The sequence below is a fragment of the Hymenobacter tibetensis genome, assembly GCF_022827545.1.
Taxonomy (GTDB): Bacteria; Bacteroidota; Bacteroidia; order Cytophagales; family Hymenobacteraceae; genus Hymenobacter; species Hymenobacter tibetensis.
In genome coordinates this window covers 4,487,418-4,511,957 of sequence record NZ_CP094669.1, presented here as the reverse complement: position 1 = coordinate 4,511,957, position 24,540 = coordinate 4,487,418, and the positions used below count along the sequence as shown (strand labels likewise).

The following is a 24,540-nucleotide window of genomic DNA, read 5'->3' as shown; positions in this document are numbered from 1 at the left end:
GTACAGCTGTCTGGAAAGTGAGTGATAATATGGTAAAACAGCAATAAGTAGTAGTGCATTAACCTATGGCAATACAACTTTCCTAAATGCGGACAAGTATAGTAGCCTGTTTCCGGTTCTCGTCGTCCCCCGACGTGCCGGAATTGTCTGTACCCTAAATCTCTCACCTATGAGACACCTGCTTACCATCAGCACAGCGCTGGGACTCACGCTGCTGGCGGCGGCCCCCAAAGCGCAAGCCCAAAGCGCCGACCGCAAAACGGCCATCAGTCTTTACGGCAGCGCCTATCAGTACAAGGGCAACTATGGCTCTGATTTCTGGAAGTGGGACCGTAATTTCTACGGCCCGGGCATTTCTATCAACCGCTACATCGCGCCGGGCTTCGACTTGGGCTTACAGGCGGACTACGCTGAGCTCAAGAGCGAATTGACGAGTGGCCCAACCTACTTCACCAACAACGTCGTTAACATCGGCTTGCCGCTCAAGTTCAAGTTGAACAACGGCTGGGCTCTGAAAGAAGACGCTGTAGTACAGCCCTACCTGTCGTTGACGCCCGGCTTGACGTTGACCAGCCTAGAAGGTAGCTACAATGGCCAAGGGCTTAACGGCGACGACCGCCACTTCTCGCTGAAAGGTGCCGCCGGTATCAACTTCCGTATCAGTGATGCTGTCGGCATTTTCGTGCAGACCGCCCAAGTAGTACCATTCGGTGCCAACCTGGACGGGGTACCAACCCGCGACGAGGATAGCTTCGATGACCGTTACCTGCAGCACACTGCCGGTCTGACTATTGCTTTTGGTAAGCCAAAAGACGAAGACGGCGACGGTGTTCCAGACCGCAAAGATAAATGCCCGGCTACCCCTGCTGGCGTAGCCGTAGACGAAACCGGTTGCCCCCTCGACGGCGACAAAGACGGTGTTCCAGATTACCAAGATAAGTGCCCAACTGAGGCCGGTACTGCTGCCCTCGAAGGCTGCCCCGACAAAGATGGCGACGGTGTACGTGACTCGGAAGACGAGTGCCCCGACCAGGCTGGTACTGCTGCACTGCGCGGCTGCCCAGATGCTGACGGTGACGGCGTAGCCGACAAAAACGATAAGTGCCCTGATACCCCAGCCGGTACGCAAGTGGATGCCACTGGTTGCCCACTCGTAGTTGACGCTGACGGCGACGGTGTTCCAGATGCGCAGGATACTTGCCCGAACACGCCGGCCGGTACTCGTGTAGATGCCAACGGTTGCCCGCTGACCATCGACCCAGCTGTACAGAAACTGGAGCAGCCTATCCGCTTCGCTACGAACAGCACGGTTATCACGACCAGCTCGTATCCTAAGCTGAACAAGATGATCCAGGCTCTGAAAGACCACCCCGAGTATAGCATCCGTGTAATCGGTCATGCTGACAGCCGTGGTACTGATGAGTTCAACCAAGCACTGTCGGAGCGTCGTGCAAACTCGGTGAAGCGTTACTTCACGGGCAAGCAAGTTGATCCAACCCGCGTGGTAACGGAAGGTCGTGGTGAAGGTGAGCCAGCTGCTCCTAACACTTCGAAAACCAACATGTCGAAAAACCGTCGTGTAGAATTCAAGTTCGAGTTCTTCATCCCCGGTCAGCCACAGCCATAAGGCACGGCAAAGCGACAAATGAAAAGCGGCGGGCCATTCGGTCCGCCGCTTTTTTTGTGGCTACAATGGCCTGCCAAGCATCTAGCGCTACTTTTTTATGCAGTGCTAAACAGTGGCTTCTCTTCTATATATAGTGATTACTATTGATAATCAGGTGGTTACAGTTGCAAATGCAATGTGTTAGCACTTAATAAAGAAATTATGACAAAATCTTCAAGCCAAGTAAGCAACCTAAACAGCAACGGAACGGTATAGGACGCTACAACCCAACCTAACAGTCGAGCTTTCGGCTGCACACTTAACTTCACTTCACCTCATCTCACGTACATGAGACACCTATTCTCAACCGGCGCTCTGCTGGGGCTTACGCTGCTAGGGGGAGCCCCCAAAGCGCAGGCTCAAAGTGCCGATCGCAAAACGGCCATCAGCCTCTATGGCAGCGCTTATCAGTACAAGGGCAACTACGGCACCGACTACTGGAAGTGGGACCGTAACTTCTACGGCCCCGGCATTACCATCAACCGCTACATCGCGCCAGGCTTCGATTTGGGCTTGCAAGCCGATTATGTTGAGTTCAAGAGCGAGCTGGGTGGTTCGAATGGCTCGAACTCCTTCACCAACAATGTGGTGAACATTGCATTGCCGCTCAAATTCAAGCTCAACAATGGATGGGCCTTGAAAGAGGATGCCGTTATCCAGCCCTATCTGTCGTTGGCTCCGGGTCTGACGCTGACCAGCTTGGAGGGTAGCTACAATGGCCAAGGGCTTAATGATGACGACCGTTACTTCTCGCTGAAAGGCGCAGCTGGTATTAACTTCCGTATCAGCGATGCTGTCGGCATTTTCGTGCAGACGGCGCAGGTGGTGCCGTTCAGTGCCAACCTTGATGGAGTGCCTAACCGCGACGCAAACCGATTTGACGACCGGTATCTGCAGCACTCCGCCGGCCTGACTGTCGCTCTTGGCAAAGCCAAAGACGAGGATGGTGACGGGGTATCCGACCGCAAAGATAAATGCCCTGCTACGCCTGCTGGCGTAGCCGTAGACGAAACCGGTTGCCCCCTCGACGGCGACAAAGACGGTGTTCCAGATTACCAAGACAAGTGCCCCACCGAAGCTGGCCTGCCAGCCCTGGAAGGCTGCCCAGACAAAGACGGCGACGGTGTGCGCGACGGTGATGATAAATGCCCTGACACTCCTGGCAAACCTGAACTGCAAGGCTGCCCAGATGCCGACGGCGACGGTGTAATCGACTCTGCCGACAAGTGCCCGAACACCCCAGCCGGTGTGGCAGTAGACGCCAGCGGTTGCCCACTCGACCGTGACAGCGACGGTGTGCCTGATTTCCAGGATCGTTGCCCTGACCGTGCTGGTCCGGCTTCCAACCGTGGTTGCCCTGAAATGAAGGTAGAAGAGAAGAAGAAGCTGCAGGAGGCTACCAAGTTCATCCAGTTCGAGTTCAACAAGGCCACGCTCAAGCCCTCGTCGTACCCAACCCTCGACGGATTGGTGGAACTGCTTAATGCTTACCCCGATTACAACTTGGGCATTTCGGCCCACGCCGATAACAAGGGTGACGACGCCTACAACCTGCGTCTGTCGGACGAGCGGGCTGCTTCGGCCCGGGCCTACATGTTGAGCAAAGGCATGACCGACACCCGCATCGTGTCGCACGGGTATGGAGAAAGCAAGCCAATTGCGGACAATGCTACCGAAGCAGGCCGTGCACTCAACCGCCGAGTTGAATTCGATGTGTATCTGCCCGATGATCCGAATCCAGCAGAAACAAAGTACGGTCCGGCCCCGGAAATTCCAGCCGCCCCAGTAAAAGCAGCACCTACGGCGCCCGTGAAAAAAGCTCCGGCTCGTAAAGCCCCCGTGCGCAAAGCTGCACCGCGCAAGAAGTAAGGCAGTCGGCCAATTGGTTCACCGTCTAGCAACACAAAAGCGGCCTGCTCCAAGAGAGCAGGCCGCTTTTGTGTTCTATATGTACGCAAGTGCTATAGGTGTATGGTTTCGTATACTATAGCCAATAAGGCAATTTTATGGGTATAGGATGCCTCATGCAACGCCTCCAATAAAGCCCATCAACAAATACCTTCTAATAGGTTCCTGTTTCTATAAGGGGCTGAGGAAAGTGTGAGAAGAATACAGTCTATCAGTCAATATAAAAGGGCCGCTCTTATTAGAGCGGCCCTTTTATATTGATGAATGTTACGACCGAACTAGATAACTGTCAGACGTATGCTGGAAAAGTAGCGTGGCGTACGGCTACATTGCTTAGAGCACTCAGGCGTGCCTCAAGAAGCAGTGCTTACTTGCTCATGTCGGCTACGCCGGGCAACACTTTGATAAGCTGATCAAGCTGACCCTGGGTGAAGTTGCCACCGATAGACATTAGCATAAAGGAATCAGGAACGCCGGAAACGCTGCTGGTAGCCACTACTTCGCTTATCCGGTCGCCTTGCTTGCGGGTGGCGTAGCGCATGTTGCTGTCGCCGCTGCTTGTGAGAGGGGTGTAGCGCTCATTGGCCAAGAGACCGTTTACTTCGCTCACCAACCCGTCGGCTACCAGTTTCTGCGCACTGCTGCTGGTAGGCGCGAAGGTGATTACGCGGAAACTACGAACCGAAGACAGCGCCTGCGTAAGGTCGTTGTTGCCTCCTAGGCTACCCAGGCGCCCGAGCAGCAGCCGGGTGGTTAGGCCCGCATTCCAGTCAGTAGCTTTGAAGCCGGAGCGTGATTCGTATTTGTTGAAGAACTCGGCAACAGTACGGGCCGGGCGTTCAGGACCAGCCGCCCGACAGCCCGCCATAAGCAACAGCACCACCAACGGCATCCAGGGGAAAAAGCGAAATTTCATACAGTGAGAAAGAGGTGAAGAATGACCTTCCTTATACGGGGAAGGAAGCAAAAGAACAGAGAAAAATGCCGGGCTGGCCGTTCGAATGCAGCTTATTCGAACCCAAGAACATTAATGAAAAACACTTCCCTATTGGGAGCCTTTTCAGTACGAATACTCTGGTAACCGAAAGCTAGGAACCGGCTGCCATACCACGCCGATAGCCCTTCTTGGCTGGTGCTGGTCGCTTTTTCCTTTACCGTAGGCAGGGCCGTGGTTTGCAGGTCTACCTGCAGATCGTTGGGAGAAGGCGCTGTGTGGTCGATTACTTTGTAGTTGAATTTCTCTTCGTCCAGGTAGGCAATGGCTACGCGCTGGCCATCGGGCAATGGGCGTAGGCGCACAGTTTCTTGGAGGCTGTTGCTGTACACATCTTTCAGTACAAACGTGTTGTCCCAGAGAAGATTACCACGTTTGTCAAAGCCACAGACCAGCGCGTGGGTGATGCGGTAGCCTTCGGCCTGGCGGTTGGTGCCATACCAGCTGTTGTTGGAATAGTTGCCGTAGCGGTAGGGGCTGTACGGCAAGTAAGGCCCGAAAGAGCTGTACGCATTCTGGCGGTACTGTGGGTAGTACACTTCAGCTACCATCACGTAGCCGTCCTGAAAGGGAATGAGGTCATGAATCAAAGTCCGATAGCGCAAACGCAACACCCGGTCGGTGGCACGCATTTTCTCGCTGCGTTGCCGGAGCCGCGCGGCCCGTCCCGGACTCATAAAGTCGAAAAAGTGCTTGAGATTGGCAAAATCGTAGAAACGCAGCGAACGGCGCGAGCCAGTGGGCGTCACGCCCGCGGTAAGGTCGGCCGCAAACAAGCCCTGTGAAAAACGGGAATCGCGCAGCGTGTACGTGCCCGCCAGCAGCCGCCCGCTAGCGGAATCGGTGGCCGGGCTGATCTGAGCCGATATAAGCCCCCGTTCGCTCTCGGCCTGCACAAATTCCGAGCGGAGCAGCATCCCCTGGGCCGAGAGTTGCTTGAGTTGTAAGCGGTTCTTGAAGCCGTTGGTCTGGCTTAGCACGAACTCGGCCCGGCGGGCAGCCGAGTCGGCCAAGAACGACAGCTGAGCAGGTAGCGGCTCGTACACCGAAGGCAAGAACTGAAACTTGTTGGCGGCCAAATCCAGCAGCAAAATCGTCAAATGGTTGTCAACCAGCACCGACACAAACAGATTGCCGCCCAATGATTTCAAATCATACACGTCGCGAGCAAGCTTGGTGTCAAAGGTGTAGGTGCGCACCTGCCCGCTAATCCCGTCGATGGCCGCTACGTGCAAGCGGTGCTGCACCGACTCCGACTGAAACAACACGTAGGCATTGGTGCCTTCGCTGCACAGCTGGCTGAACTCGAACTCGCGGGGCACTTCCATCGTCTTCAGCCAGCTGCGTTGGAGGCGGTAGTCGTACTTGTGGAGCTCGTAGTTGGTGTTTTTGCGCCCTGACAGCGGTTCCTTGTCAACGAGCAGGAGGACGCTGCTGTCTTGGGGGAGAGGCAGCACCTGCACGTCGCTGGAATATACTTCCAAGGGCAGTTCTAGGCGCACCCCTTGCACGGGCGTGGGTGGGGCCGGTTGAGCGAGCCCCGAGGCGGCCAGCCCACCGAGCAGAAAAAGGAAAATTAGGGTGGATACGTAGTGCATAGCGAAGCCAGGATACCAGCCTTGGCATCCTGGCTCAGTAAGATACGGGAAGTAAGGAATTAGGTGAGGAAGGAGAATGCGCGAAATGTGCAACAAGGCACTAGCCGAGCCGTGAAACCGTGTTTTTCCCGCTCCGCCAACCCAACGGACGTTGTTTGAACGGCAATTTTTCGCTGTAAAGGGAGCTATTTCTCGGTTTCGCTCAATTCTAGAATGGCATCAAACTCCTCGGCTTTCAGCGGCATCACCGACAACCGAGACTGACGCAGCAAGGCAATCTGGCCCAGGCGCTGGTCTTGCTTGATGGCTGCCAACGATACGGGTCGCGCCAGAGCCTGGTGGGGTGTGAGATGCACGGCCACCCAGTTGGTGTCGGTGGGGGCTGTGGCGTCGGGGGCGGCACTGGCAGCCACCGTGGCCACGCCCACCACCTGTTTATCGGTTACGCTGTGGTAGTAGAGCACCAAGTCATTGGGTTGCATCTGCAACAAGCAATTGCGCGCCTGGAAGTTGCGCACCCCGGTCCAGTCGGTACCACCGTCGCGGGTGAAATCCGCCCAGGAATAGGCGGCGGGTTCTGATTTGACGAGCCAATAGTTCATGGCCGCAAGCTACTACCGAATGCGCTAGGCGTAAAACAGCAGCCCGAACTACGGGTTACGGCGCGCTTTCAAGGAATTTTCCTGCACCGAATAAATCAGGATGCTGAAGGTTGAGTACTGCTTGTTGTCGGGCTGAATGTTGAACGTGCTGTCGTCCTCCGAAGTCCAGGTGCCTGAAACCGACAAGGGCTCATCGGCTGGGCCTTGGGTGTAGAGTACAAACCGGCCATCCTTCTCGAACCGAAACCCATCAATGCCCCAGCCCATGGGCTGGAACGTGCCTTCTGGCTGATATACGTACGCCCCCGAGGCATCTTGCTGCCGGGTATTATACCAGTTCTTACCAAACAAGGCGTCGGGCGCCAAAGAGTCGTTGTCCTTTTTGCAGCTGCTTAAGGCAAGAACAAACACAAGCAAAAAAGCAAGGTAGTGAGGGTAGGGGCGCATAGTACAGGTGTGGGTAGTAAGGTATTCAGAGCAAAGGAGGACGCGTAGGAGCTCCTGGTTGTATACAGAACGTTGCAATTCGCTACGGCGTACTTTCTAGTACCCCATTTTGCCGAAAAACTCTGTTCAGTCAGCAGCCCGCATTCCACTGAAGGTCAAGGCTAATAAACGGTAGGTTTGCTGGGTGCCTCAAGCGGGCGGCTGTCGGACTACGAAAACAGGCTTTATTGGTTGGAGGCGAAGCCAGCGTGGCCGCGGGAAGGCGCATGCGCATACGTACTGGGTTCGAGGCAGACCTCGCTGCCGTTCCTGTTCGTCGGAGTGCCGCCATGTACGTTCAGTTGCTTTCGTGGCAGCAACGCGCGCAGGTAGGCAAGGGGGAGGCCAGCCTGAGCCGTTGCTATGGCACTATCTGTGCCTTCAGGGTGCTAGGTTGTAGCGCCTCAATGCGTAGGTCGTACTCACTAAGCTGCGCGTTGTTGGGCTTGATATGAAATAGCTGGCCGTTGGCCGTAGTCCAGGTGGCGGGAATCTTCATAATACCGTCGTTTGGAGCAATGGTGTACCGAACAAACGTACCGTTGGCTTCAAACCGGAAGCCATTGTTGCCGAATGGCAAGGTTTGCCCCGGGCTCTGATACAGCTTGAACCCTGACGAGTCGGGCTGGCGGGAATCAAACCAATCCTTGCCATACAACTCCGTGCTCGTACTGGTGGCTTCTTGCTTCGGGTCTGCAATTCCAGCGTCGTCCTTTTCGCAGCTGCTGGTTGCTAAAGCAAGGGAGAATAACAGCGTAATGCTGTGTAGATAACGCATAGTGCCGGCGAGTGAAGCAAAAGCATAGTGTGCATTGCATAGAGCCTGTAGCACCCGCCAACAGTTGCAAACGCCTACTCTATTTTCTTCACTTTCAGCATGTCTTTGTCAAGCGACACAATTTCCAGCTTGTAGTCGGGGTCTTTCTTATCGTCGAGCGTGATGCGCAGGGTGTGGTCGTTTTCGGCAGCCCACTTGCCTTTGCGGCCTTCGAGGCCGTCGGTGGGGGCAATGTCGAATTGCGTGAACAGGCCGTTGTGGTCGAAGGCGAAGCCGGTGCGGCCGCGGGAAGGCGGAAACGCGTAGGTGTTGGGGCGGTACACCTGGATGCCGTCCTGGTCTTCTTCGTGGGCATGCAGCCACGTACGCTCTAGCTGTTTCATGGCAGCGGCTTTGGAGCCGGATTGGCAGGTGGCAGCTAGCAGCAAGACACTTAAAGCAGCCAACAGAGTGAACAAACGCATATTTCAGGCAGATTTAAGGTTCTTAGGTGGTAGGTTCTCGGTGCACGAAACGAGCTCTACTTTCAGTAATTCGGGGTTCAGGCAACACCCAGACGCTGAGTTGCTCGTACTTCAACGTCAACCGGTAGGATTTCTTTCCGATTTCAAGCCATAATACCCGTAGCACAACGTACGGTGTGGCGGCAAGATAAGGCGAAGCCCACCGGCAAAGCTGGCCTACTACGCGGCTAGCAAGTGCAACCGCGCAACGAATGTAAAGAAATCAGAAACGGTAGGCTGTGGTTCAGTTGCAGTCCGCCGGCTTGAAGTCAACTACCTAGTATCCGCAATCAACAATCCGCCCCAGAAACTACCTTTGTTGCTATGGACAACCGCGCCCTGACCCGTGCTTTCCGGCTGGCAGCCCAACTGCTGGAACTACACGACGAAAATCCGTTTAAAATCCGAGCCTACGAAGGTACGGCAAGTGCCCTCGAAGCGTTGAGCTTTCCGGTAGCCGACGTGGAGCGCCACGGTCTGCCCGACCGTACAGGACTAAGCAAAACCGCTGCTGCCCGCGTGGCCGAAATGCTGGATACCGGCACGTTTGAAGAATTAACACGCTTACTCGCTGTTACCCCACCTGGCGTGGTAGAGCTGTTGAGCATAAAAGGTATAGGCCCCAAGAAAATCCGGGCGCTGTGGAAAGAACTCGGTATTGAGAGTCCGCAACAATTGCGCGAAGCGGCCGAAAACGACGAGGTAAGTAAGCTGAAAGGCTTCGGTCAGAAAACCCAGCAAACCATATTGGAGGCGCTGGAATTTTCAGACCAGAGCCGTGGCAAGTTGCTGTATCCGCAGGCCGAAGAACTCGCGAATACCCTGCGGGAACAGCTACAAAAAATACTGTCTACCGACCAAGTGGCGGTAGTGGGAGAGGTGCGCCGCCGCCTCGAAACGGTGGAAACGGTGGCATTGGTTGCGGCTACCGCGCAGCCCGCCAAAGTCCACACGGCCCTCAACCAACTGGAGGGTGTCACGCCGGACCCACGCCGATCCGGGCCGTTTGCGTGGCGCGGCACGGCTACTGCCTCGGGCGTGAAAGTGGAAGTGCTGCTAGTAGGGAAAGATGATTTCACCAACCAGGTGTTCTTGCAGTCGGCATCCGAGCTGCACCTGTCCGAGCCATTGTCCGACGTTTCAGTTGGGCAACCGGCTACGTTGCGGCAGTGGCTGCACCGGGAACGGTTTTATCAGGAAACCGCCATTTACGAGAAGGCAGGCCTGCAATATGTAGAACCCGAAATGCGCGAAGGCCTCGGAGAGCTAACCTTAGCCAAAGCGCACCAACTGCCCCAGTTGCTGGAAGACGCTGACCTGCGTGGCTCTTTGCACAACCACAGCACCTACTCCGACGGTAGCCACAGCCTGCGCGAAATGGCTACTTTCCTGCAAAACCAAGGATACGAGTACCTCGGTATCTGCGACCATTCGCAGGCGGCACATTATGCCAATGGGTTGAGCGTAGAACGGGTGCGGCAGCAGCAGCGCGAAATAGACGAGCTAAACCAGGAGCTAGCCCCATTTCGCATTTTCAAAGGCATCGAGTCAGACATTCTCAGCGACGGTTCTTTGGACTACCCACCCGCCGTCCTCGAAACCTTCGACTTTGTGGTGGCATCGGTGCATAGCAACTTGCGTATGGACGAGCGCAAAGCCACTACGCGGGTCCTGCGGGCTATTGAAAACCCGTATTGCACCATGCTGGGGCACCCTACGGGACGGTTGCTGCTGCGCCGGGAAGGCTACCCCCTCGACCATAAGGCCATCATTGATGCCTGCGCCAAGCACCATGTTATTATCGAAATCAACGCCAATCCGTGGCGCCTCGACTTGGATTGGCGGTGGGTGCACTACGCGTTGTCGCAGGGCGTGCGGCTTAGCATAAACCCCGATGCCCACCACACCAACGGCTACGCCGACATGCGCTACGGTGTGTTTATGGGCCGCAAAGGAGGGCTTACCAAAGACATGACTTTCAATGCGAAATCGGTGACAGAGGTGGCCGAGTACTTCACCCGCCGGAAAGCGGATATCAAACCACCCCTGGAGTTTCAAAACTCGCTGTTTGGGTAAGCCCGCAGAAGGCAGCGGGTAGAAACGGAAAGCCGCTAGCTGCAACCGTTTTGTTTTCTCGAAAGCCCGCTGCCTACGCTAACACAACTGCATGAAAATTCTGATTCTGCGTTTTTCTTCTATCGGTGATATTGTGCTCACGACGCCGGTTATCCGGGCGGTGAAGCAGCAGGTATCGGGCGCACTTGTGCATTATTGTACCAAGCCAGCGTATCGCAGCATCATCGAGCCCAACCCATACGTTGACAAGGTGCACTACCTCACGGGCTCACTCAACGAGCTGGTAGCCGAGTTGCGTGCCGAGCAGTTCGATTTTGTGGTGGACTTGCACCATAACCTGCGTACCAGCTTGCTGAAGGCCCAATTGGGCGTAAAGTCGGCTAGCTTCAACAAGCTGAATTGGCGGAAGTGGCTGTTGGTACAGTTTAAAATGAACACGATGCCGCGGGTGCACATCGTGGACCGGTATCTGGGAGCGGCTGCGCAACTCGGGGTGAAAAACGATGGCAAGGGGTTAGACTATTTCATTCCGGAAGCGGAAGAAGTGGACCTTACAACGTTGCCAGCGCCTTTCCAGCGGGGTTATGTGGCCTTTGCTATTGGCGCACAGCACGCAACCAAGCGGTTGCCAGTAGAGCGTATTATCGAGTTGTGTGGGCTGCTTCGGCGCCCCGTAGTGTTGCTTGGCGGGCCAGAGGATGAAAGCACCGGCCACGTGATAGAACTGGCTTTCGACAAACAGGCAGCTATTTCGCCCCCAGCTGCCCAGCGCATCCCGGACAGCCCTTACTATTTTCCGAAGCAACACGCTAGTAGCAACCAACCAACGGTCATTTTCAACGCTTGCGGCCGTTTCTCTCTTAATCAGTCTGCTTCGTTGGTGCGGCAAGCACAGCTAGTTGTTAGCCACGATACTGGCTTGATGCACATTGCCGCCGCTTTCCGCAAAGAGATATTCAGCGTGTGGGGCAACACCGTTCCCGAGTTCGGGATGTACCCATACCGCACAGAATTCAGAATATTGGAAGTCCAGAACTTGCCTTGCCGGCCGTGCTCTAAAATTGGTTACGAAAAATGCCCGCAAGGCCACTTCCGTTGCATGCGCGACATCAAATTTAACCTCGACCTGCCGCAAACGCTAGACGGACGATAAGAGCTGTTCGCAGCACCCCCACAGAACCCTGGTTGGAACCCAGCCGCTATAGTTCGGAAGCCATGCAGAGCACCTTGGCAAGGGTTCTTTCTTGCAGGTGTAGCGCTCAGCACGCCGCTGCGCTTAGATGCGTAGCAACAGCAATAAGGCCCGCCTGCTTCTTGGGTGGCCCTTTTGCGGTTCGCGGGTTGCTTGCCAGTAAGCGGCCAATGAAACACAGCAGGAAGTTGTACCTTATCGTCTCAGCTAGCTGCTCTCTTCCCGTAAGCCGACGTTCCTTTATTGCCCTTACACGAACGGCTGGAAGAAAGACTAACCTCGCACCAATGAATTGACGCCGAAGCAAACGGTATTTTACCCTAAGCCATGACGGATACACCCGAGAAGTCAGTAGTAGTAAAAGTAGGCCAGGAAGCCTTGCTTGCCGATGTGCAAGCTGGTCGCCACACCTGGTTCGTGGATGAGCCCGTGGAAGTAGGCGGCCAAGACCGTGGCCCCACGCCCTACGACTTGCTGCTCTCGGCACTGGGAGCGTGTACGGCCATCACTCTGCGCCTCTATGCCAACCAGAAAAAATGGCCGCTCGAAGCAGTGGAAGTACGCCTGCGCCATCAGCGCGTCCATCGCCAAGACTGCGACAAGTGCGAAATGGCGGGTGAAATGCTGGATGAAGTGCAGAAGGAACTACGCCTCGTCGGCCCGCTAACAGAAGAGCAGCGCCAGCGTCTAGAAATAATTTCTCAGAAGTGTCCCGTGCAAAAAACGCTCATGAGCGGCCTGCGCATCGTCACCACCCTCGTACCCGCTGATCAGTTATCCACCACTTAATACTACCCTGCACCATGGCTATATGTGCCCATCTTTCTGCACTCGAAACCCTCATTCCGGCCGCTGAATACGCCTGCCCCGAATGCATTGCCCTTGGCGATACCTGGGTGCACCTGCGCGTCTGCCAAACCTGTGGCCACGTTGGGTGCTGCGACTCCTCGAAAAACAAGCACGCCACCAAGCACTTCCGCAGCACCCAGCATCCCGTCGTTACCTCGGCCGAGCCCGGTGAACAATGGGCGTGGTGCTACGCCGATGACCAAATGGCCGAGTATTAGGGGTTGCTAAGACGTAGTACAGCCTATGCCTTATAGGTCTTTGAAACTATCTTCCACGTTCGCCAACGCTTCACAATCACAATACCCTCCATATTTAGCTAACCATTGTTTCATCAAATGGAATTCTATATGGTTATCAGTAGCGAATTGCTCGGTAAACCTCAGAGTATCATCGCATCCTTGTTGAGACAAGAGTTGATCGAGATAATCAAAGTAGCTGTCTGCTTTCTCTTTTGGCATAGGCAATTCGGCTAAGCGGACCGCACGAGAAGTCTCTATCAGCTGATTCATCGCTGCCTTTCGGCGTTGCTTTTCTTCAAATGAGGGCATCTTGATGGATTGTAGTAGGGTACTGAATTTATACATACACAGGTCAACGTACTACGTACAACAAGGCCCGACCAATTGCTTAGTCGGGCCTTGTTGTACGTAGTGAGTTGTGATTAGCCAATCTTGCTGAATCCGCAGTAAGAGTGCAGCGCTTCGGGCAAATGGATGCTGCCGTCTTCGAGTTGGTTGTTTTCCAATAGAGCGGCCACAATGCGGGGGAGAGCCAACGCCGAGCCGTTTAGGGTGTGTAAGAGCTGGGTTTTAGCTCCTTCTTCGGGGCGGTAGCGTAGCTTCAAACGGTTGGCTTGGTAGGTTTCGAAGTTGCTGGCCGAGCTTACTTCCAGCCACCGGCCCTGTGCGGCACTCCACACTTCCAGGTCGTAGGTGAGGGCGGAGGTGAAGCCCATATCGCCACCGCAGAGGCGCAGCACGCGGTAGGGGAGTTCCAGCTTCTGCAGCAGCCCTTCAATGTGAGCCACCATCTCCTCAAGAATAGTGTAGCTCTGCTCAGGTAAGGCAATCTGCACGATTTCCACCTTATCGAACTGGTGCAGGCGGTTGAGGCCGCGTACATCAGCACCCCACGAGCCGGCTTCGCGGCGGAAGCAGGGAGTGTGGCCCGCGTTACGAATCGGCAACTTGTCGAGTGCTATTATTTCGTCGCGGTAGAGGTTGGTGATGGGCACCTCGGCCGTTGGAATAAGATACAGGTTGTCGCGCTCGTCGTGGTACATCTGGCCTTCTTTGTCGGGCAACTGTCCGGTTCCATAGCCGGATGCTTCGTTCACCAAAATCGGTGGCTGCACTTCCTGGTAGCCAGCTGCGCGGGCTTCATCTAGAAAAAAGTTGATGAGGGCTCGTTGCAGGCGGGCGCCTTGGCCTTTATACACTGGAAAGCCAGCCCCCGTAATCTTGTTGCCCAACTCGAAATCAATGATGTCGTGCTTCTTGATCAGCTCCCAATGCGGCTGAGCACCGGCGGGCAGGGTCGGGATGGTGCCTACTTCCCGGACCACCTCGTTGTCCTGAGCCGAACGGCCTTCGGGTACGCTGTGGTGTGGTATGTTGGGCAGCTTGTACAGGGTTTGCTGCAAGGCGATTTCCACCTGTGCTAGCTCGTCGGCGTAGGTTTTGGTTTGCTGCTTGAGTTCGGCGGTGCGCACTTTCAAGGCCTCTGCACCGGCTTTGTCGCCGGCTTTCATCAGGCCCCCAATCTGACGGGCTAGTTCATTGGCTTCTGCCTGGGCCGCGTCGTGCGCGGTTTGGACATCCTTGCGGCGCTGATCGAGGCTAAGCACAGCCTGAACGTCAGCTTCTGCCGTTTTGTAACACTTTTTGGCCAAACCGGCCAGCACCTGTTCAGGATGCTCTTTGAGAACGGAAACTTGCAGCATGGGGCAGGAGAGACTAAAGTAAAGGAGGCGTAAAAATAGACCCTAGATTTGGCAGATTAAACGTATGGCGCAGATTCCAGACAATTCAGCGCGGGAAATAGGCTGTGGCTACGGGTTGAAGCGCCAACAGAAACAAAAAGAAATTGGCATCTGCGTGTTAATTTCAACACAGTCAGCATCCAAGAGCGTATTTTCTCCGTAGAGGATCTTAATCTGCAATTTTCACGTTCCGATTTGGCAGTTCATCTGTATTAGGTTAACATTGCGCTAACAAGTCGGCAGCTGATGTCGGGTTTTCGGTAGTTTCACTACGTCCGGCCCGCGGTTATTTTTCCAGCGCTACTCTCGTTACAACCCCCTCAGTTTAGTCCAGAATCCCCGTGCTGTAGGCCGCCATTGCGGCTCCGAGGTATTGCCCGATATCGTCGGCAATCTACCCCTGTTGGTTGGGCTTCCGCTTTTTGATTTTTTCTCCCCTCATTGCCTCTATGTACACTATTGAAGAGTTGAAGGACAGGCTGCTTTCTGACTTAAAGGAAATTGCAGAAGAACTCAACGTTGGTAATTTCAAGAAACTCAGCAAGCAGGATCTGATTTACAAGATCCTCGATCAGCAGGCCATTATTCCTGCTGATAAGCTCCCGCCCAAAATCAAGCCGAACGGCAAAGCGCGCTCCGAGCAAGCTTTTTCTGATGTAGCCGTTGTAGAAGAAGTGGTGGCCCCGGCCGTTGAAGCTACTTCCCCAACGGTCGCCGCCACCCGGTCTGCAGCGCCGGCTCGTTCAGCTTCCACCCGTGCTGCGGCCCCGGCTCGTCCGATAGCACCCGCTCGTCCGGCTCGTTCCAAGCCCGCCCAAGCTGCTGCAGTGGCCACTGCCCCCACCGAAGTAACAGCGCCAGAAGTGGCCGCTGCCGTTGAAACGCCTCCTGCTTTGGAAGTGGCAGCTCCTGCTCCAGCGCCTGCTGTAGAGGCCGTTGCGGAAGCTCCCGCCGAGGTGGCAGTTCCTGCCGCCGATACGTCTGCTGAGCGCCCTATCAAACCTTTCCAGCGGTCAGAGCGTCGGCCACGCGAAGCAACTGGTCGTAATGCGCGCCCGGCAGTTCCCGAAGCTACCAACGACACTGCGGAGGCCCCATCGGCCAACGGTGCTGCGCTGGAAACTGCCGTGGAGCGTGCGCCATTTTTGCCGCCTGCTGCCGCCGAGGTGACAACCGACGCTCCTGAAGCAGCGGCGCCAGCCACCACGGAAGCAGTTCCAGTAGCACCACGTATTTTCCGGCCCGAGCAAAACACCAATGCCCCGCGTACGCCGCGCGACCAGCCCCGTGAGCGGGAGTTCCGCGCCGACCGTGACCAAAACCAAACTCCCCGCGACCAGCCCCGTGACAACCGTCCGGCACCGGTTACGGATGTAGCTCGGACCAGCGACGGCCGCGTTACCGATGGAGTCCGGGACATGCGAGACTACCGCAACGAGCCCCGCACGTCCGAGCAGCCGCAGCGCGACCAGAACCGCCTTCCCCGCGACCCCCAAGGCCGGCCGGACCGGGAGCAGCGCCGCGAAGACCGGTATGCCGCTCGCGAGCTACAACGCCAGCAGCGGCAGGAGGCTAATGGCCAAGCGCCCCGGCCTGAAAGCAACGGCCAGCCAGTGCAGCAGCGTCCCCGCAACGACTTCGACATCACAATTCCCGGGGAGGGCACCTTGGAAATGATGCCCGATGGTGGCTACGGTTTCCTGCGCAGCCCGTTCTACAACTACATGGCCTCACCCGACGACATTTATGTGGCGCCGGCGCAGGTGAAGCAGTTTTCGTTGAAAGCCGGCGACACAGTGAAATGCACCATTCGTCCGCCCCGCGAAGGCGAGAAGTATTATGCACTAGTTGGGGTCGACAGCATCAACGGCCGAGCCATGGAAGAGGCGCGCGACCGAGTGCCATTCAACAGCCTGACGCCTCTTTTCCCAGAGGAGCGGTTGAAGCTGACTACCAAATCGGGCCTCTACAGCACCCGAATTCTGGACCTGTTTGCTCCGATTGGCAAAGGCCAGCGTGGCTTGATTGTGGCGCAGCCTAAAACCGGCAAAACGGTGCTGCTGCAGGAAATTGCCAATGCTATTTCCGAGAACCACCCCGAGGTCTATCTGATGATCTTGCTGATCGATGAGCGCCCCGAAGAAGTAACGGACATGACCCGCTCGGTGAAAGCCGAAGTGCTCAGCTCCACCTTCGACGAAACGCCTGACCGCCACGTCAAAATCACGAGCATTGCCCTAGACAAGGCCAAGCGCCTAGTGGAATGCGGCCACGATGTCGTGATTCTGCTCGATTCCATTACTCGTCTGGCCCGGGCCTACAACGCCGTGCAGCCTGCTTCCGGCAAGATTCTGTCGGGTGGTGTGGATGCCAATGCGCTGCACAAGCCCAAGCGTTTCTTCGGGGCAGCCCGCAACGTAGAAGATGGTGGCTCGCTAACGATTATTGCCACGGCTCTGATTGAAACCGGCTCGAAGATGGACGAAGTTATTTTCGAGGAGTTCAAAGGTACCGGCAACATGGAATTGCAGCTGGACCGCAAACTGGCCAACAAGCGTATCTTCCCAGCCATTGATGTACCGGCTTCCGGTACCCGTCGGGAAGATTTGCTGATGAGCAAAGATGAATTGAGCCGCATCTGGGTGCTGCGTAAGTTCATGGCTGACATGACGCCTTCAGAAGCCATGGAATTCTTAAAGGACCGTATGAAAGGTACCAAAGACAACCTGGAATTCTTGGTGTCAATGAACGGATAAAGAACCACGGCATTCCGTGGTTCTTGCCATCAAAAAGGCCGTTGCGCACTCTGCGCAACGGCCTTTTTGATGATAAAAGTTACCAGGTAACTACCGTAGTCGGCTATCAACTACCTGTTCGAGTACAAAGGAAATTCTCGTTCCATCGTACAAACGATAGTGCATTTCAGTGAAGCCGTAGCTCGGATGAAAGTAGAAATCGAGGAAGCTTTCACCTAGCTTGTTGTGCAACCCAACGGCGTGGATTAGCCAGCATCCGGGTAGGTGTAGGGCCCCGTATTGACGGGTTTCCTGTTTTTCAGCTTGGTAGTTAGGCGTCACTTTCCCTTTGAAGGCGCCCCAGCCCATCAAGATATAGAGAGGCTTTTCCCGCCATCTGCCACCTACCCGCAGCGAATCAGGCTTGACTTGTGGAAAAGGTGCTACCTCTGTGTACTCGTATTGGTTGCCCCGGATAGGATGCATCCAGATTTCGTGTCTGTTCTCAATAGCACCAGTATGCTGCGACCTGCTCCACCAGTATGGTAAAGGTTTATCAGAACGTGTGGTCTTGGGATTTGGAAGGGCCAGGAAAGTCAGCGAGTCGTGGGGAGTGTAGTGGTATTCAATCTGAAAGGCAGTCTGCCGTTTCGGCTGGCCCGCCCAGGGCTGGCCGGAGGGCCGAAGGGTAATCCGTTCTTGGCTGAGTGTGTCGCCGGTAGGGCTGATAAATAACGCTCGGTAGTGGTACGTGCGGTTCGGATTGAAAATAGTCAGGCTATCAGGAGAAGTGGAAACGGGCAGCAGTGTAGCAACGGAGATAAGTGAGATAAACGAAAGCATGTACTTGGGAGGTAAACTTCAGGGTAGTATGCAACAGGTGCAGCTTATGCAGTTGCAGCAAGCTAGTCGATATTTTGGGGGAAGCAGTTGGAAGAACGTGCGACCTTTCTTGGCCTGCCAACCCTAACCGGCGTATGATGGTACTATTGGTAGCAAGTACTTGGCCTGTCGGGTCCTGATCCTACCTTTGTCTTTTATGGAACCACACTCTTCTGACCGTCCCGAACTACTCTATATTTTCGACCCGCTGTGTGGTTGGTGCTACGGCATGAGCCCGGTGCTACAGCGTATTCAGCAAGAATTTGCCGGCCAAGTAGATGTATCGGTGCTGTGTGGCGGTATGCTGACCGGAGAACAGGTAGCGCCTATCAGCGAAGCGTGGAGCTATATCAGCGGCTCCTTGCAACAGGTAGAGAAGGTGACTGGCGTTGTGTTCGGAGAAGCTTTCCGGGCACTAGGGGAGGAGGGAGCCTATGTGCAGGATTCGGAGCCACCAAGCCGCGCCATCCATGTGTTTCGTCAGCTCAATCAAAACCAAACGCCCAACTTCGCCCATGACGTGCAGCGTGCGCATTTCCAAGACGGAGCCGACTTAAACCAATTGAGAACCTACGTGCCACTAGCTGCTGCCTACGGAATAGACGAAGTGGAATTCATGCGCCGGCTAGCTCTTCCCGAAACGGTAGCTGCCACCCGCCAGGAGTTTGCTGCCGTAGCGAAAATTGGGGTGCAGGGCTTTCCAATGGTACTGTTGCGCGTGGGCAGCCAGGGCTACGTTCTCACCCGGGGCTACCAGCCCTACGACGCGTTTGCTGATATCCTACGCCAAGCTTTAGAGCAAGCTGCATAGAGTCAGGCACAAGAATAGTGTGAGCTAGCTACGAATAGACGACTTGCGGACAACGAGTGAGGTGGGAAGGACAACGGCTTGAATAGCAGTGGTATCTTCTTTGTCACTGGGGTGCTTGAGTTGGTCTAGCAGGATATCGATGACATTCTTAGCAATACTTTCAACGGGCTGCGCAATAACCGTAATGGCCGGCGTGTACAGCCGAAACAGGTCGTGGTCGTCGTAGGAAATAACCGCCAGGTCGTCGGGAATCCGGAGCTTTTGCTGCGCAATGGCCTCAAGCCCGTAGATGCTCAAGTAGTTGGTTGAGAAGATGATGGCGTCACAGTCCCGGTTTTCGGCAATGAAGGAGTGAATATCGGCCAGAATCTTCTCTGAGTCGGTGATATTCACGTGTTTCACGCGTTGTTGCAGACCGCGCTCCTCCATTGCTTGTACGTAACCCTGCAAACGGGCCTCCATCTGCGTCTGTTTGGAATCAGTGGTGACGAAGGCTATGGAGGTGAAGCCTTGTTCTAGCAGGTGCTGAGCGGCTTCATAGGTGCCTTTCGTGCCGTCTACCACAATATAGTTGGTAGGTAGGTCAGGCAAGTATCGGTCGAAAAGTACGACGGGAATCTGCTCCCGTAGGATAACGCTCACTTGCTCTTCTACGCCTTCCGGTGGCACAATAATGTAGCCATCGACATGACGATCTTGGAACATGGTAATCAGTTCCTTGGCCTTGCTGGTGTCGTTGTCGGTGCTGCAATAGATGATGCGGTAACCCCGCTCGAACGCCTGCTTTTCAATCATCCACGCAACTGTGGCGAAGAAGGGGTTGGAAATGTCTTCCACAACCAGCCCAATCACGTGCGTTTTGCCAGTGCGTAAGCTTTTCGCTAAGTGATTGGGCTTGTAGCCCACTTCCTTCACGTAAGCTAATACCCTTTCTGCCAGCGCGTCACTAATGCGGCTCTGCTTGGCTTTCCCATTCAGAACCAATGATACGGTAGCAATTGACACGTCCAGGTGGCGGGCAATATCATGAATCAATGTCCGCTTTTTCACCTTGCTGTTCATATCTGAGAATGACGCTGATAACGTCGTCCTCAAAAGTAGAATAATTACCTAAAGGCAAGGCTATTCCCTGGCCGGCTTCCTGCCAGCGTGTGCCCAGGCAAAGATCTGAGGCGCGGGGTTTCTGTGCTTACGCTACCAAGTAAGCCGCGCCAAACACGCCGGCACTGTCGCCGAGCATAGGCTTCACCACTGGAGCTGCAAAATGATGGTCGAAAATGTGTTGCTCGATATTGGCCACCCCGGCACTATAGAGTTCAGAAATATTGCCTACACCGCCCCCAATCACAATTACATCGGGGTCGAGAACATTCACCACGGCGCTCAGGGCCAACCCGAAGTAATGCGTAAGCCGGTGGAGAGTTTGTACAGCAGCAGGGTCAACCCCGTCGGTGGCGCGCTGCATAATTTCTTTCAACCCCAGCTTCCGACCACTCTGCTCGGCATAGTAAAGCTCGAGAGCCGGCCCGGCCAGGATGCTTTCGATGCAGCCTGTTTTGCCGCAGAAGCACGGCTTGCCATCGGTTTCGCTTAAGTAATTGTGGCCCCATTCGCCTGCAATGCCGTGGAAACCTTCGATTATCTGGCCGTTTACAACAAGTCCCCCGCCCACCCCGGTGCCGAGAATGATACCGAAGACCACCCGCGCACCGGGAAACTGCTGCTTAACTATTCCTAAGCGGGTTTCAGAGAGAGCAAAGCAATTCGCATCGTTGGCAATAACTACTTGTCGCCCGAGCAAATACTCTAAATCAGCCTTCAAAGGGCGTCCGTTCAGGGCTGTGGTGTTGCAGTTTTTCATCAACCCCGATTGCGGAATCATGGTGCCTGGCGTGCCAATACCAATCTTACCGGGGCGGTAACCGGCTGCTTGTTCCATGCGCTCCACCAGCGCCCCAACCTGCCGTAGCATGTGCTCATAGCCCTGGCTGGCTTCCGTGGGCATTCGGTCGCGGAACAGCACGTGCGGATTGGAAGCTGATTGCAGAATGACGCCTTCAATTTTGGTTCCTCCCATATCCAAGCCCCAGAGGTTCTGGTGCTGGTTGAACCCATTTGCTACTTGCTCATGCGGTGCAACAGGTACTTGCTGCATCGTATGTAGTGCGGCCGCCGTCGTAAAATTGCTCATGGTGTCTGACTCTGTAGTTGATGGCAACCAACCTTTGTAAATATCTGCCCAGCCCAGAGGTCCATCAAGTTGCTCGGATAGCAACTTGAGAGTGGCAGTGGAGTTAATCAATTGCAGGACGTAGGGCATGAAGCCATGCCGTCGCCTCGTGCAGGAATAGCAACAGGTACATTCCTTCAACGTTTGCTAAAACCTATTTGCAAGCTAATATGACGGTTTTTTTTGTCTTTGAAGCTATGCACATCGGTTAAACTCACTAGCGCATTACTGGCGGTACCTGCAAACGGATACCTTATACAAGCACGGACATCCTGTGTAGTTGCACTCAAGGCACTAACTCTAAGCGGTCTGCTTACATCTTGCAATAGCACTATTGCATCTGCTGCTTCCGTGAAATATTTAGGGTCATCCGAGATACTAGTTCATCGGTTGAAGCTGAACTGTAGACGAGCCAGCCATGCCCTAAGGAAAGCAACCGGATTACGGCCATCGGAAACCACCATGGTACTAATGGAAGCGCAGCTCACCTACGGGTATGCCTCCCGAACTATGCATTCAGCCGCCCAGGTGTAGGAATAAGGGCGAGAAGGCAACCGTAAAAAAGAGGCGTAACAAAGGCCGCTCCCGATATTAGAAGCGGCCTATACTGCATGGTGGGCACCAGTGGGTTTGCTACTTGTTTAAAACCAGCAGAACGGCATCGTGAGCCGGTACGGTGCTGCTAAACGCTTTTTTAGTGGTGCCCACATCCTTCTTCGCCCATACATTGCGGACTTTGTACGTGGTGGTTTTGGCGTTCAACTCGGCCTTCGATAGGTCATCAACTATAGAGGTGGCTTGCCAGTCGAAGCTAACTGCCTGGGTCCGTTTGCTGCGGTTGAGGAACGTAACAGCCCATCTACCATCAGCCATTGGCTTCAGCCACGTTTCCAGACTGTCTTTGACGCTATGCTTGAAGCCTTGTACTCCCAACTTATCCTGGTTGACCGCTAGTACCTCTTTATTGGTGAGAATGGACGCCGTTTCCTTGCTCATCTTCCGGATGTCGTTGCCGGTAATTAGGGGGGCTGCAATCATGCTCCACATGGTGAAGTGGGCGCGGTCTTCGTTGATAGGCATGCCATTGCCCACTTCAAGCATATCTGGGTCGTTCCAGTGGCCAGGGCCAGCGTACTTCCGTAAGCCATCTTGCTTGTCGAGAATCTGCATCACCCCCCACGACTTCCAGGTGCCATGGTCCTCGATGCAGTCAAAGCAGTTGTAGATGTCGCCGGTGGTACGCCATAGGTGCCCCACACTCGGGCCCCATTCCCAGGGTTTGTCGTTGCCCCACTCACAAATGCTTAACACCACTGGCCGGCCGGCTTTGCGCAACGCCGCCGTAATGGTTTTGTAGGCGCCTTCCGCTTTCAGCCCTTCCGTGTTGCACCAGTCGTACTTAAGATAATCAACCCCCCAACTCGCATACATCATGGCATCTTGAAACTCGTAGCCTCGACTGCCGGGCCGGCCGCCGCACGTTTGAGAACCGGCGTCGGAGTACACGCCGAACTTGAGGCCCTTGGAATGAACGTAATCAGCCAGGGCCTTCATGCCGGACGGAAAGCGTTTAGGGTCCGGCTGAATAAAACCTTTCTCGTCCCGCTCACCGTGCCAGCAGTCGTCGATGTTGATGTAGGTGTAGCCTGCGTCTTTCATGCCGGAGCTAATCATAGCATCGGCTACTTCCCGAATCAGCTTCTCATCAACATTACAGGCAAACTTGTTCCAGCTGTTCCAGCCCATCGGCGGCGTCATAGCCAGGTTTTCGAATTTTTTGTAGTTCTGGACGTAGTTGTTTCCTTGGCTGAAGGCGGAAAAAGAGGTCAGCAGACCAAGTGCGAAAAGAGAAGCGACTTTCATTAAGTTTTAAGCTGTGCGTGTGGCAGTAATTGGCTGCCGGGTTGAACGTTGAAGAGGTGGAAATGCCTATTTAGGCGTTGTGGTGGGCTTTTGGCGGCGGAAAGGAGCAAGGTAAAAAGGAGAAGTGGACGAACGGGCCACCCGTCGCACTAGGGTCGGGGCTGTCACTCAGCAGCACGAGCCGTTGCAGCGGCTTCCGAACCGGCTACCAGGTGGCCCGTTGCAGACCATATGCCTGCTTGACGCCACTTTCTGCTTTATTCAATCAGTCTTTGGGTACGATGCGGAAGTTGTCGAAGGCGATATCCGCATCCAGCGTACCGGGGCCGTGAAATACGAATTTGAATTCATGTAAAGTCCGGGTAGGCTCCAGTGGATTTTTAACGATATCGGTGAGGTTGACGGTTCGGGTACTCCATTGGCCTCGGGTGTTGAAGGGTACGGCAGGCGTCCAGGTGTACGTATTAGCATCACCATCAATTACGAACTTGATACCACTGGTGCTAAATGGTTTCAGCGTATTCATTTCAAACCGCAATACGTAGCCCGATGGGTTGGCCACCACCGCGTTAGGCAGGGTCAGCTGATTGCTGGTTGAAAACTCTGTCCATACCCATTCGTTGACCGTTGTAATTACGCGGATGAAACTTCCGTTGATTGGCGCTGGAATAGGCCCTTGCGTGATGTAGGTGTTGCCTCCCCATATGCTACCGCCTTGGTCGTAACCGAACACAATATTTCGGTCGTCTTTGTAGCGGCCAGGCACCGCTTTTTCCACGTTGTTGGCGTCAATTACTTTCAAGGTGGCGCCTGGCGTGGCATTGGCGGGCACCGTGAAGTAAAGCGAGTCGCTGGTGGCGCGGGTAACGGTCAGGGGCGTACCATTCCACAGAACCTTGCCGCTGGTGACGGATATGCCATACAAGTCGAAGTTCTTGCCAACCACGGCCATGCGCTGACCAGCGGGCGTGTACTCGTTGCTCATACCCGCTACTTCCAACGACGGAATGCTGAGCGTATAAGCCGTTTCCGTCGAGCCAGCATCTGACACTATCGTCACCATGTTGCTCACGTTCTTGGGTACTACCCGCGGAATACGCAGCGTGATTTCAGTGGGAGTGATGTATGCGTCCTTCAAGTCGGCTTCCACATCATTGAACAGTACTTGGCTTACGCCACAAAAATTGCTGCCCTGAATGATGACCCAATCAGCTAGCTTGCCATTGGTAAGGCCTTCTGTGCGGTTGGTGGGCGTTGAGATTCGCTCTACGGAAGGGGCTCCGGAGCAGGCAGGCGCGTCTTCCTTTTCGCAAGCGGAAAACGCGAAGGCGCCTAGCAGTAAGCCCGCTACTAGCGCGTGGTTGAAAGTAGAATATAGCTTCATGA

General features: G+C 54.9%; 21 protein-coding genes. 8 read left to right on the top strand and 13 right to left on the bottom strand.

Annotated features, from left to right (window positions below; all coding sequences use genetic code 11):
• Positions 1-169 precede the first annotated feature (169 nt).
• Positions 170-1,627 carry an OmpA family protein gene (locus MTX78_RS18085; protein ID WP_243797169.1) on the top strand — a complete coding sequence of 486 codons (1,458 nt, stop codon included), beginning with the start codon at positions 170-172 and terminating at the stop codon, positions 1,625-1,627.
• Positions 1,628-1,954: 327 nt separating this feature from the next.
• Positions 1,955-3,535 (top strand): OmpA family protein, encoded by a 1,581-nt coding sequence (locus MTX78_RS25375; RefSeq protein WP_317258911.1) that lies wholly within the window; start codon positions 1,955-1,957, stop codon positions 3,533-3,535.
• 406 nt (positions 3,536-3,941) lie between these two features.
• Here the strand turns inward: MTX78_RS25375 and MTX78_RS18070 are convergent, their stop codons facing one another.
• From MTX78_RS18070 to MTX78_RS18045, 6 genes are all read right to left on the bottom strand, one after another.
• Positions 3,942-4,490, bottom strand: a complete 549-nt coding sequence (locus MTX78_RS18070) for a DUF4252 domain-containing protein (RefSeq protein ID WP_243797167.1) — start codon at positions 4,488-4,490, stop codon at positions 3,942-3,944.
• A gap of 92 nt (positions 4,491-4,582) precedes the next feature.
• Positions 4,583-6,166, bottom strand: a complete 1,584-nt coding sequence (locus MTX78_RS18065; RefSeq protein ID WP_243797166.1) for a hypothetical protein — start codon at positions 6,164-6,166, stop codon at positions 4,583-4,585.
• A gap of 185 nt (positions 6,167-6,351) precedes the next feature.
• Entirely contained in the window at positions 6,352-6,768 is a 417-nt protein-coding gene (locus MTX78_RS18060) for an EVE domain-containing protein (RefSeq protein WP_243797164.1), read from the bottom strand.
• A gap of 48 nt (positions 6,769-6,816) precedes the next feature.
• Complete coding sequence (locus MTX78_RS18055; RefSeq protein WP_243797163.1) at positions 6,817-7,179, bottom strand: hypothetical protein; 363 nt, start codon at positions 7,177-7,179, stop codon at positions 6,817-6,819.
• A gap of 436 nt (positions 7,180-7,615) precedes the next feature.
• On the bottom strand, positions 7,616-8,032 hold the full coding sequence (locus MTX78_RS18050; RefSeq protein ID WP_243797161.1) for a hypothetical protein: 417 nt from the start codon (positions 8,030-8,032) through the stop codon (positions 7,616-7,618).
• 74 nt (positions 8,033-8,106) lie between these two features.
• On the bottom strand, positions 8,107-8,496 hold the full coding sequence (locus tag MTX78_RS18045) for a hypothetical protein (RefSeq protein WP_243797159.1): 390 nt from the start codon (positions 8,494-8,496) through the stop codon (positions 8,107-8,109).
• Between the two features lie 363 nt (positions 8,497-8,859).
• Here MTX78_RS18045 and MTX78_RS18040 point away from each other — a divergent pair, with 363 nt between their 5' ends.
• The 4 genes from MTX78_RS18040 to MTX78_RS18025 all read left to right on the top strand — a co-directional run bounded on the left by MTX78_RS18040 (position 8,860) and on the right by MTX78_RS18025 (position 12,870).
• Complete coding sequence (locus MTX78_RS18040) at positions 8,860-10,611, top strand: helix-hairpin-helix domain-containing protein (RefSeq protein ID WP_243797157.1); 1,752 nt, start codon at positions 8,860-8,862, stop codon at positions 10,609-10,611.
• Between the two features lie 91 nt (positions 10,612-10,702).
• Positions 10,703-11,764: a glycosyltransferase family 9 protein gene (locus MTX78_RS18035; RefSeq protein ID WP_243797155.1), complete on the top strand. Its 1,062-nt coding sequence runs from the start codon at positions 10,703-10,705 to the stop codon at positions 11,762-11,764.
• A gap of 366 nt (positions 11,765-12,130) precedes the next feature.
• Complete coding sequence (locus MTX78_RS18030) at positions 12,131-12,592, top strand: OsmC family protein (protein ID WP_243797152.1); 462 nt, start codon at positions 12,131-12,133, stop codon at positions 12,590-12,592.
• Between the two features lie 14 nt (positions 12,593-12,606).
• A complete protein-coding gene (locus tag MTX78_RS18025) occupies positions 12,607-12,870 on the top strand; it encodes a UBP-type zinc finger domain-containing protein (RefSeq protein ID WP_243797150.1) in 264 nt (87 codons plus the stop codon).
• Positions 12,871-12,900: 30 nt separating this feature from the next.
• On the opposite strand, the gene MTX78_RS18020 is transcribed toward MTX78_RS18025, so the two are convergent.
• Together MTX78_RS18020 and serS are read right to left on the bottom strand one after the other, a co-directional pair.
• Positions 12,901-13,200, bottom strand: a complete 300-nt coding sequence (locus MTX78_RS18020; protein ID WP_243797149.1) for a DUF2695 domain-containing protein — start codon at positions 13,198-13,200, stop codon at positions 12,901-12,903.
• 113 nt (positions 13,201-13,313) lie between these two features.
• A complete protein-coding gene (gene serS, locus MTX78_RS18015) occupies positions 13,314-14,594 on the bottom strand; it encodes a serine--tRNA ligase (protein ID WP_243797147.1) in 1,281 nt (426 codons plus the stop codon).
• Between the two features lie 488 nt (positions 14,595-15,082).
• Between serS and rho the strand changes: the two genes are divergently transcribed.
• Positions 15,083-17,389, top strand: a complete 2,307-nt coding sequence (gene rho, locus MTX78_RS18010; RefSeq protein WP_243797145.1) for a transcription termination factor Rho — start codon at positions 15,083-15,085, stop codon at positions 17,387-17,389.
• Positions 17,390-17,479: 90 nt separating this feature from the next.
• On the opposite strand, the gene MTX78_RS18005 is transcribed toward rho, so the two are convergent.
• A complete protein-coding gene (locus tag MTX78_RS18005; RefSeq protein ID WP_243797143.1) occupies positions 17,480-18,211 on the bottom strand; it encodes a hypothetical protein in 732 nt (243 codons plus the stop codon).
• Positions 18,212-18,407: 196 nt separating this feature from the next.
• Between MTX78_RS18005 and MTX78_RS18000 the strand changes: the two genes are divergently transcribed.
• Entirely contained in the window at positions 18,408-19,061 is a 654-nt protein-coding gene (locus tag MTX78_RS18000) for a DsbA family protein (RefSeq protein WP_243797142.1), read from the top strand.
• A 24-nt stretch (positions 19,062-19,085) separates the two neighbouring features.
• Here the strand turns inward: MTX78_RS18000 and MTX78_RS17995 are convergent, their stop codons facing one another.
• The 4 genes from MTX78_RS17995 to MTX78_RS17980 form a co-directional block, all read right to left on the bottom strand.
• Positions 19,086-20,123 carry a LacI family DNA-binding transcriptional regulator gene (locus MTX78_RS17995; protein ID WP_243797140.1) on the bottom strand — a complete coding sequence of 346 codons (1,038 nt, stop codon included), beginning with the start codon at positions 20,121-20,123 and terminating at the stop codon, positions 19,086-19,088.
• Between the two features lie 127 nt (positions 20,124-20,250).
• A complete protein-coding gene (locus MTX78_RS17990; protein ID WP_243797138.1) occupies positions 20,251-21,252 on the bottom strand; it encodes an ROK family protein in 1,002 nt (333 codons plus the stop codon).
• Between the two features lie 672 nt (positions 21,253-21,924).
• Positions 21,925-23,154 carry a glycoside hydrolase family 27 protein gene (locus tag MTX78_RS17985; RefSeq protein ID WP_243797137.1) on the bottom strand — a complete coding sequence of 410 codons (1,230 nt, stop codon included), beginning with the start codon at positions 23,152-23,154 and terminating at the stop codon, positions 21,925-21,927.
• 265 nt (positions 23,155-23,419) lie between these two features.
• A complete protein-coding gene (locus tag MTX78_RS17980; protein ID WP_243797135.1) occupies positions 23,420-24,538 on the bottom strand; it encodes a glycan-binding surface protein in 1,119 nt (372 codons plus the stop codon).
• Between the last annotated feature and the right edge of the window lie 2 nt (positions 24,539-24,540).

Excerpts from the sequence above, each read along its gene's own strand:
- MTX78_RS18085 (WP_243797169.1), top strand. The coding sequence starts at position 170 with ATGAGACACCTGCTTACCATCAGCACAGCGCTGGGACTCACGCTGCTG.
- MTX78_RS25375 (WP_317258911.1), top strand. The coding sequence starts at position 1,955 with ATGAGACACCTATTCTCAACCGGCGCTCTGCTGGGGCTTACGCTGCTA.
- MTX78_RS18070 (WP_243797167.1), bottom strand. The coding sequence starts at position 4,490 with ATGAAATTTCGCTTTTTCCCCTGGATGCCGTTGGTGGTGCTGTTGCTT.
- MTX78_RS18065 (WP_243797166.1), bottom strand. The coding sequence starts at position 6,166 with ATGCACTACGTATCCACCCTAATTTTCCTTTTTCTGCTCGGTGGGCTG.
- MTX78_RS18060 (WP_243797164.1), bottom strand. The coding sequence starts at position 6,768 with ATGAACTATTGGCTCGTCAAATCAGAACCCGCCGCCTATTCCTGGGCG.
- MTX78_RS18050 (WP_243797161.1), bottom strand. The coding sequence starts at position 8,032 with ATGCGTTATCTACACAGCATTACGCTGTTATTCTCCCTTGCTTTAGCA.
- MTX78_RS18045 (WP_243797159.1), bottom strand. The coding sequence starts at position 8,496 with ATGCGTTTGTTCACTCTGTTGGCTGCTTTAAGTGTCTTGCTGCTAGCT.
- MTX78_RS18040 (WP_243797157.1), top strand. The coding sequence starts at position 8,860 with ATGGACAACCGCGCCCTGACCCGTGCTTTCCGGCTGGCAGCCCAACTG.
- MTX78_RS18035 (WP_243797155.1), top strand. The coding sequence starts at position 10,703 with ATGAAAATTCTGATTCTGCGTTTTTCTTCTATCGGTGATATTGTGCTC.
- MTX78_RS18030 (WP_243797152.1), top strand. The coding sequence starts at position 12,131 with ATGACGGATACACCCGAGAAGTCAGTAGTAGTAAAAGTAGGCCAGGAA.
- MTX78_RS18025 (WP_243797150.1), top strand. The coding sequence starts at position 12,607 with ATGGCTATATGTGCCCATCTTTCTGCACTCGAAACCCTCATTCCGGCC.
- MTX78_RS18020 (WP_243797149.1), bottom strand. The coding sequence starts at position 13,200 with ATGCCCTCATTTGAAGAAAAGCAACGCCGAAAGGCAGCGATGAATCAG.
- serS (WP_243797147.1), bottom strand. The coding sequence starts at position 14,594 with ATGCTGCAAGTTTCCGTTCTCAAAGAGCATCCTGAACAGGTGCTGGCC.
- rho (WP_243797145.1), top strand. The coding sequence starts at position 15,083 with ATGTACACTATTGAAGAGTTGAAGGACAGGCTGCTTTCTGACTTAAAG.
- MTX78_RS18005 (WP_243797143.1), bottom strand. The coding sequence starts at position 18,211 with ATGCTTTCGTTTATCTCACTTATCTCCGTTGCTACACTGCTGCCCGTT.
- MTX78_RS18000 (WP_243797142.1), top strand. The coding sequence starts at position 18,408 with ATGGAACCACACTCTTCTGACCGTCCCGAACTACTCTATATTTTCGAC.
- MTX78_RS17995 (WP_243797140.1), bottom strand. The coding sequence starts at position 20,123 with ATGAACAGCAAGGTGAAAAAGCGGACATTGATTCATGATATTGCCCGC.
- MTX78_RS17990 (WP_243797138.1), bottom strand. The coding sequence starts at position 21,252 with ATGAGCAATTTTACGACGGCGGCCGCACTACATACGATGCAGCAAGTA.
- MTX78_RS17985 (WP_243797137.1), bottom strand. The coding sequence starts at position 23,154 with ATGAAAGTCGCTTCTCTTTTCGCACTTGGTCTGCTGACCTCTTTTTCC.
- MTX78_RS17980 (WP_243797135.1), bottom strand. The coding sequence starts at position 24,538 with ATGAAGCTATATTCTACTTTCAACCACGCGCTAGTAGCGGGCTTACTG.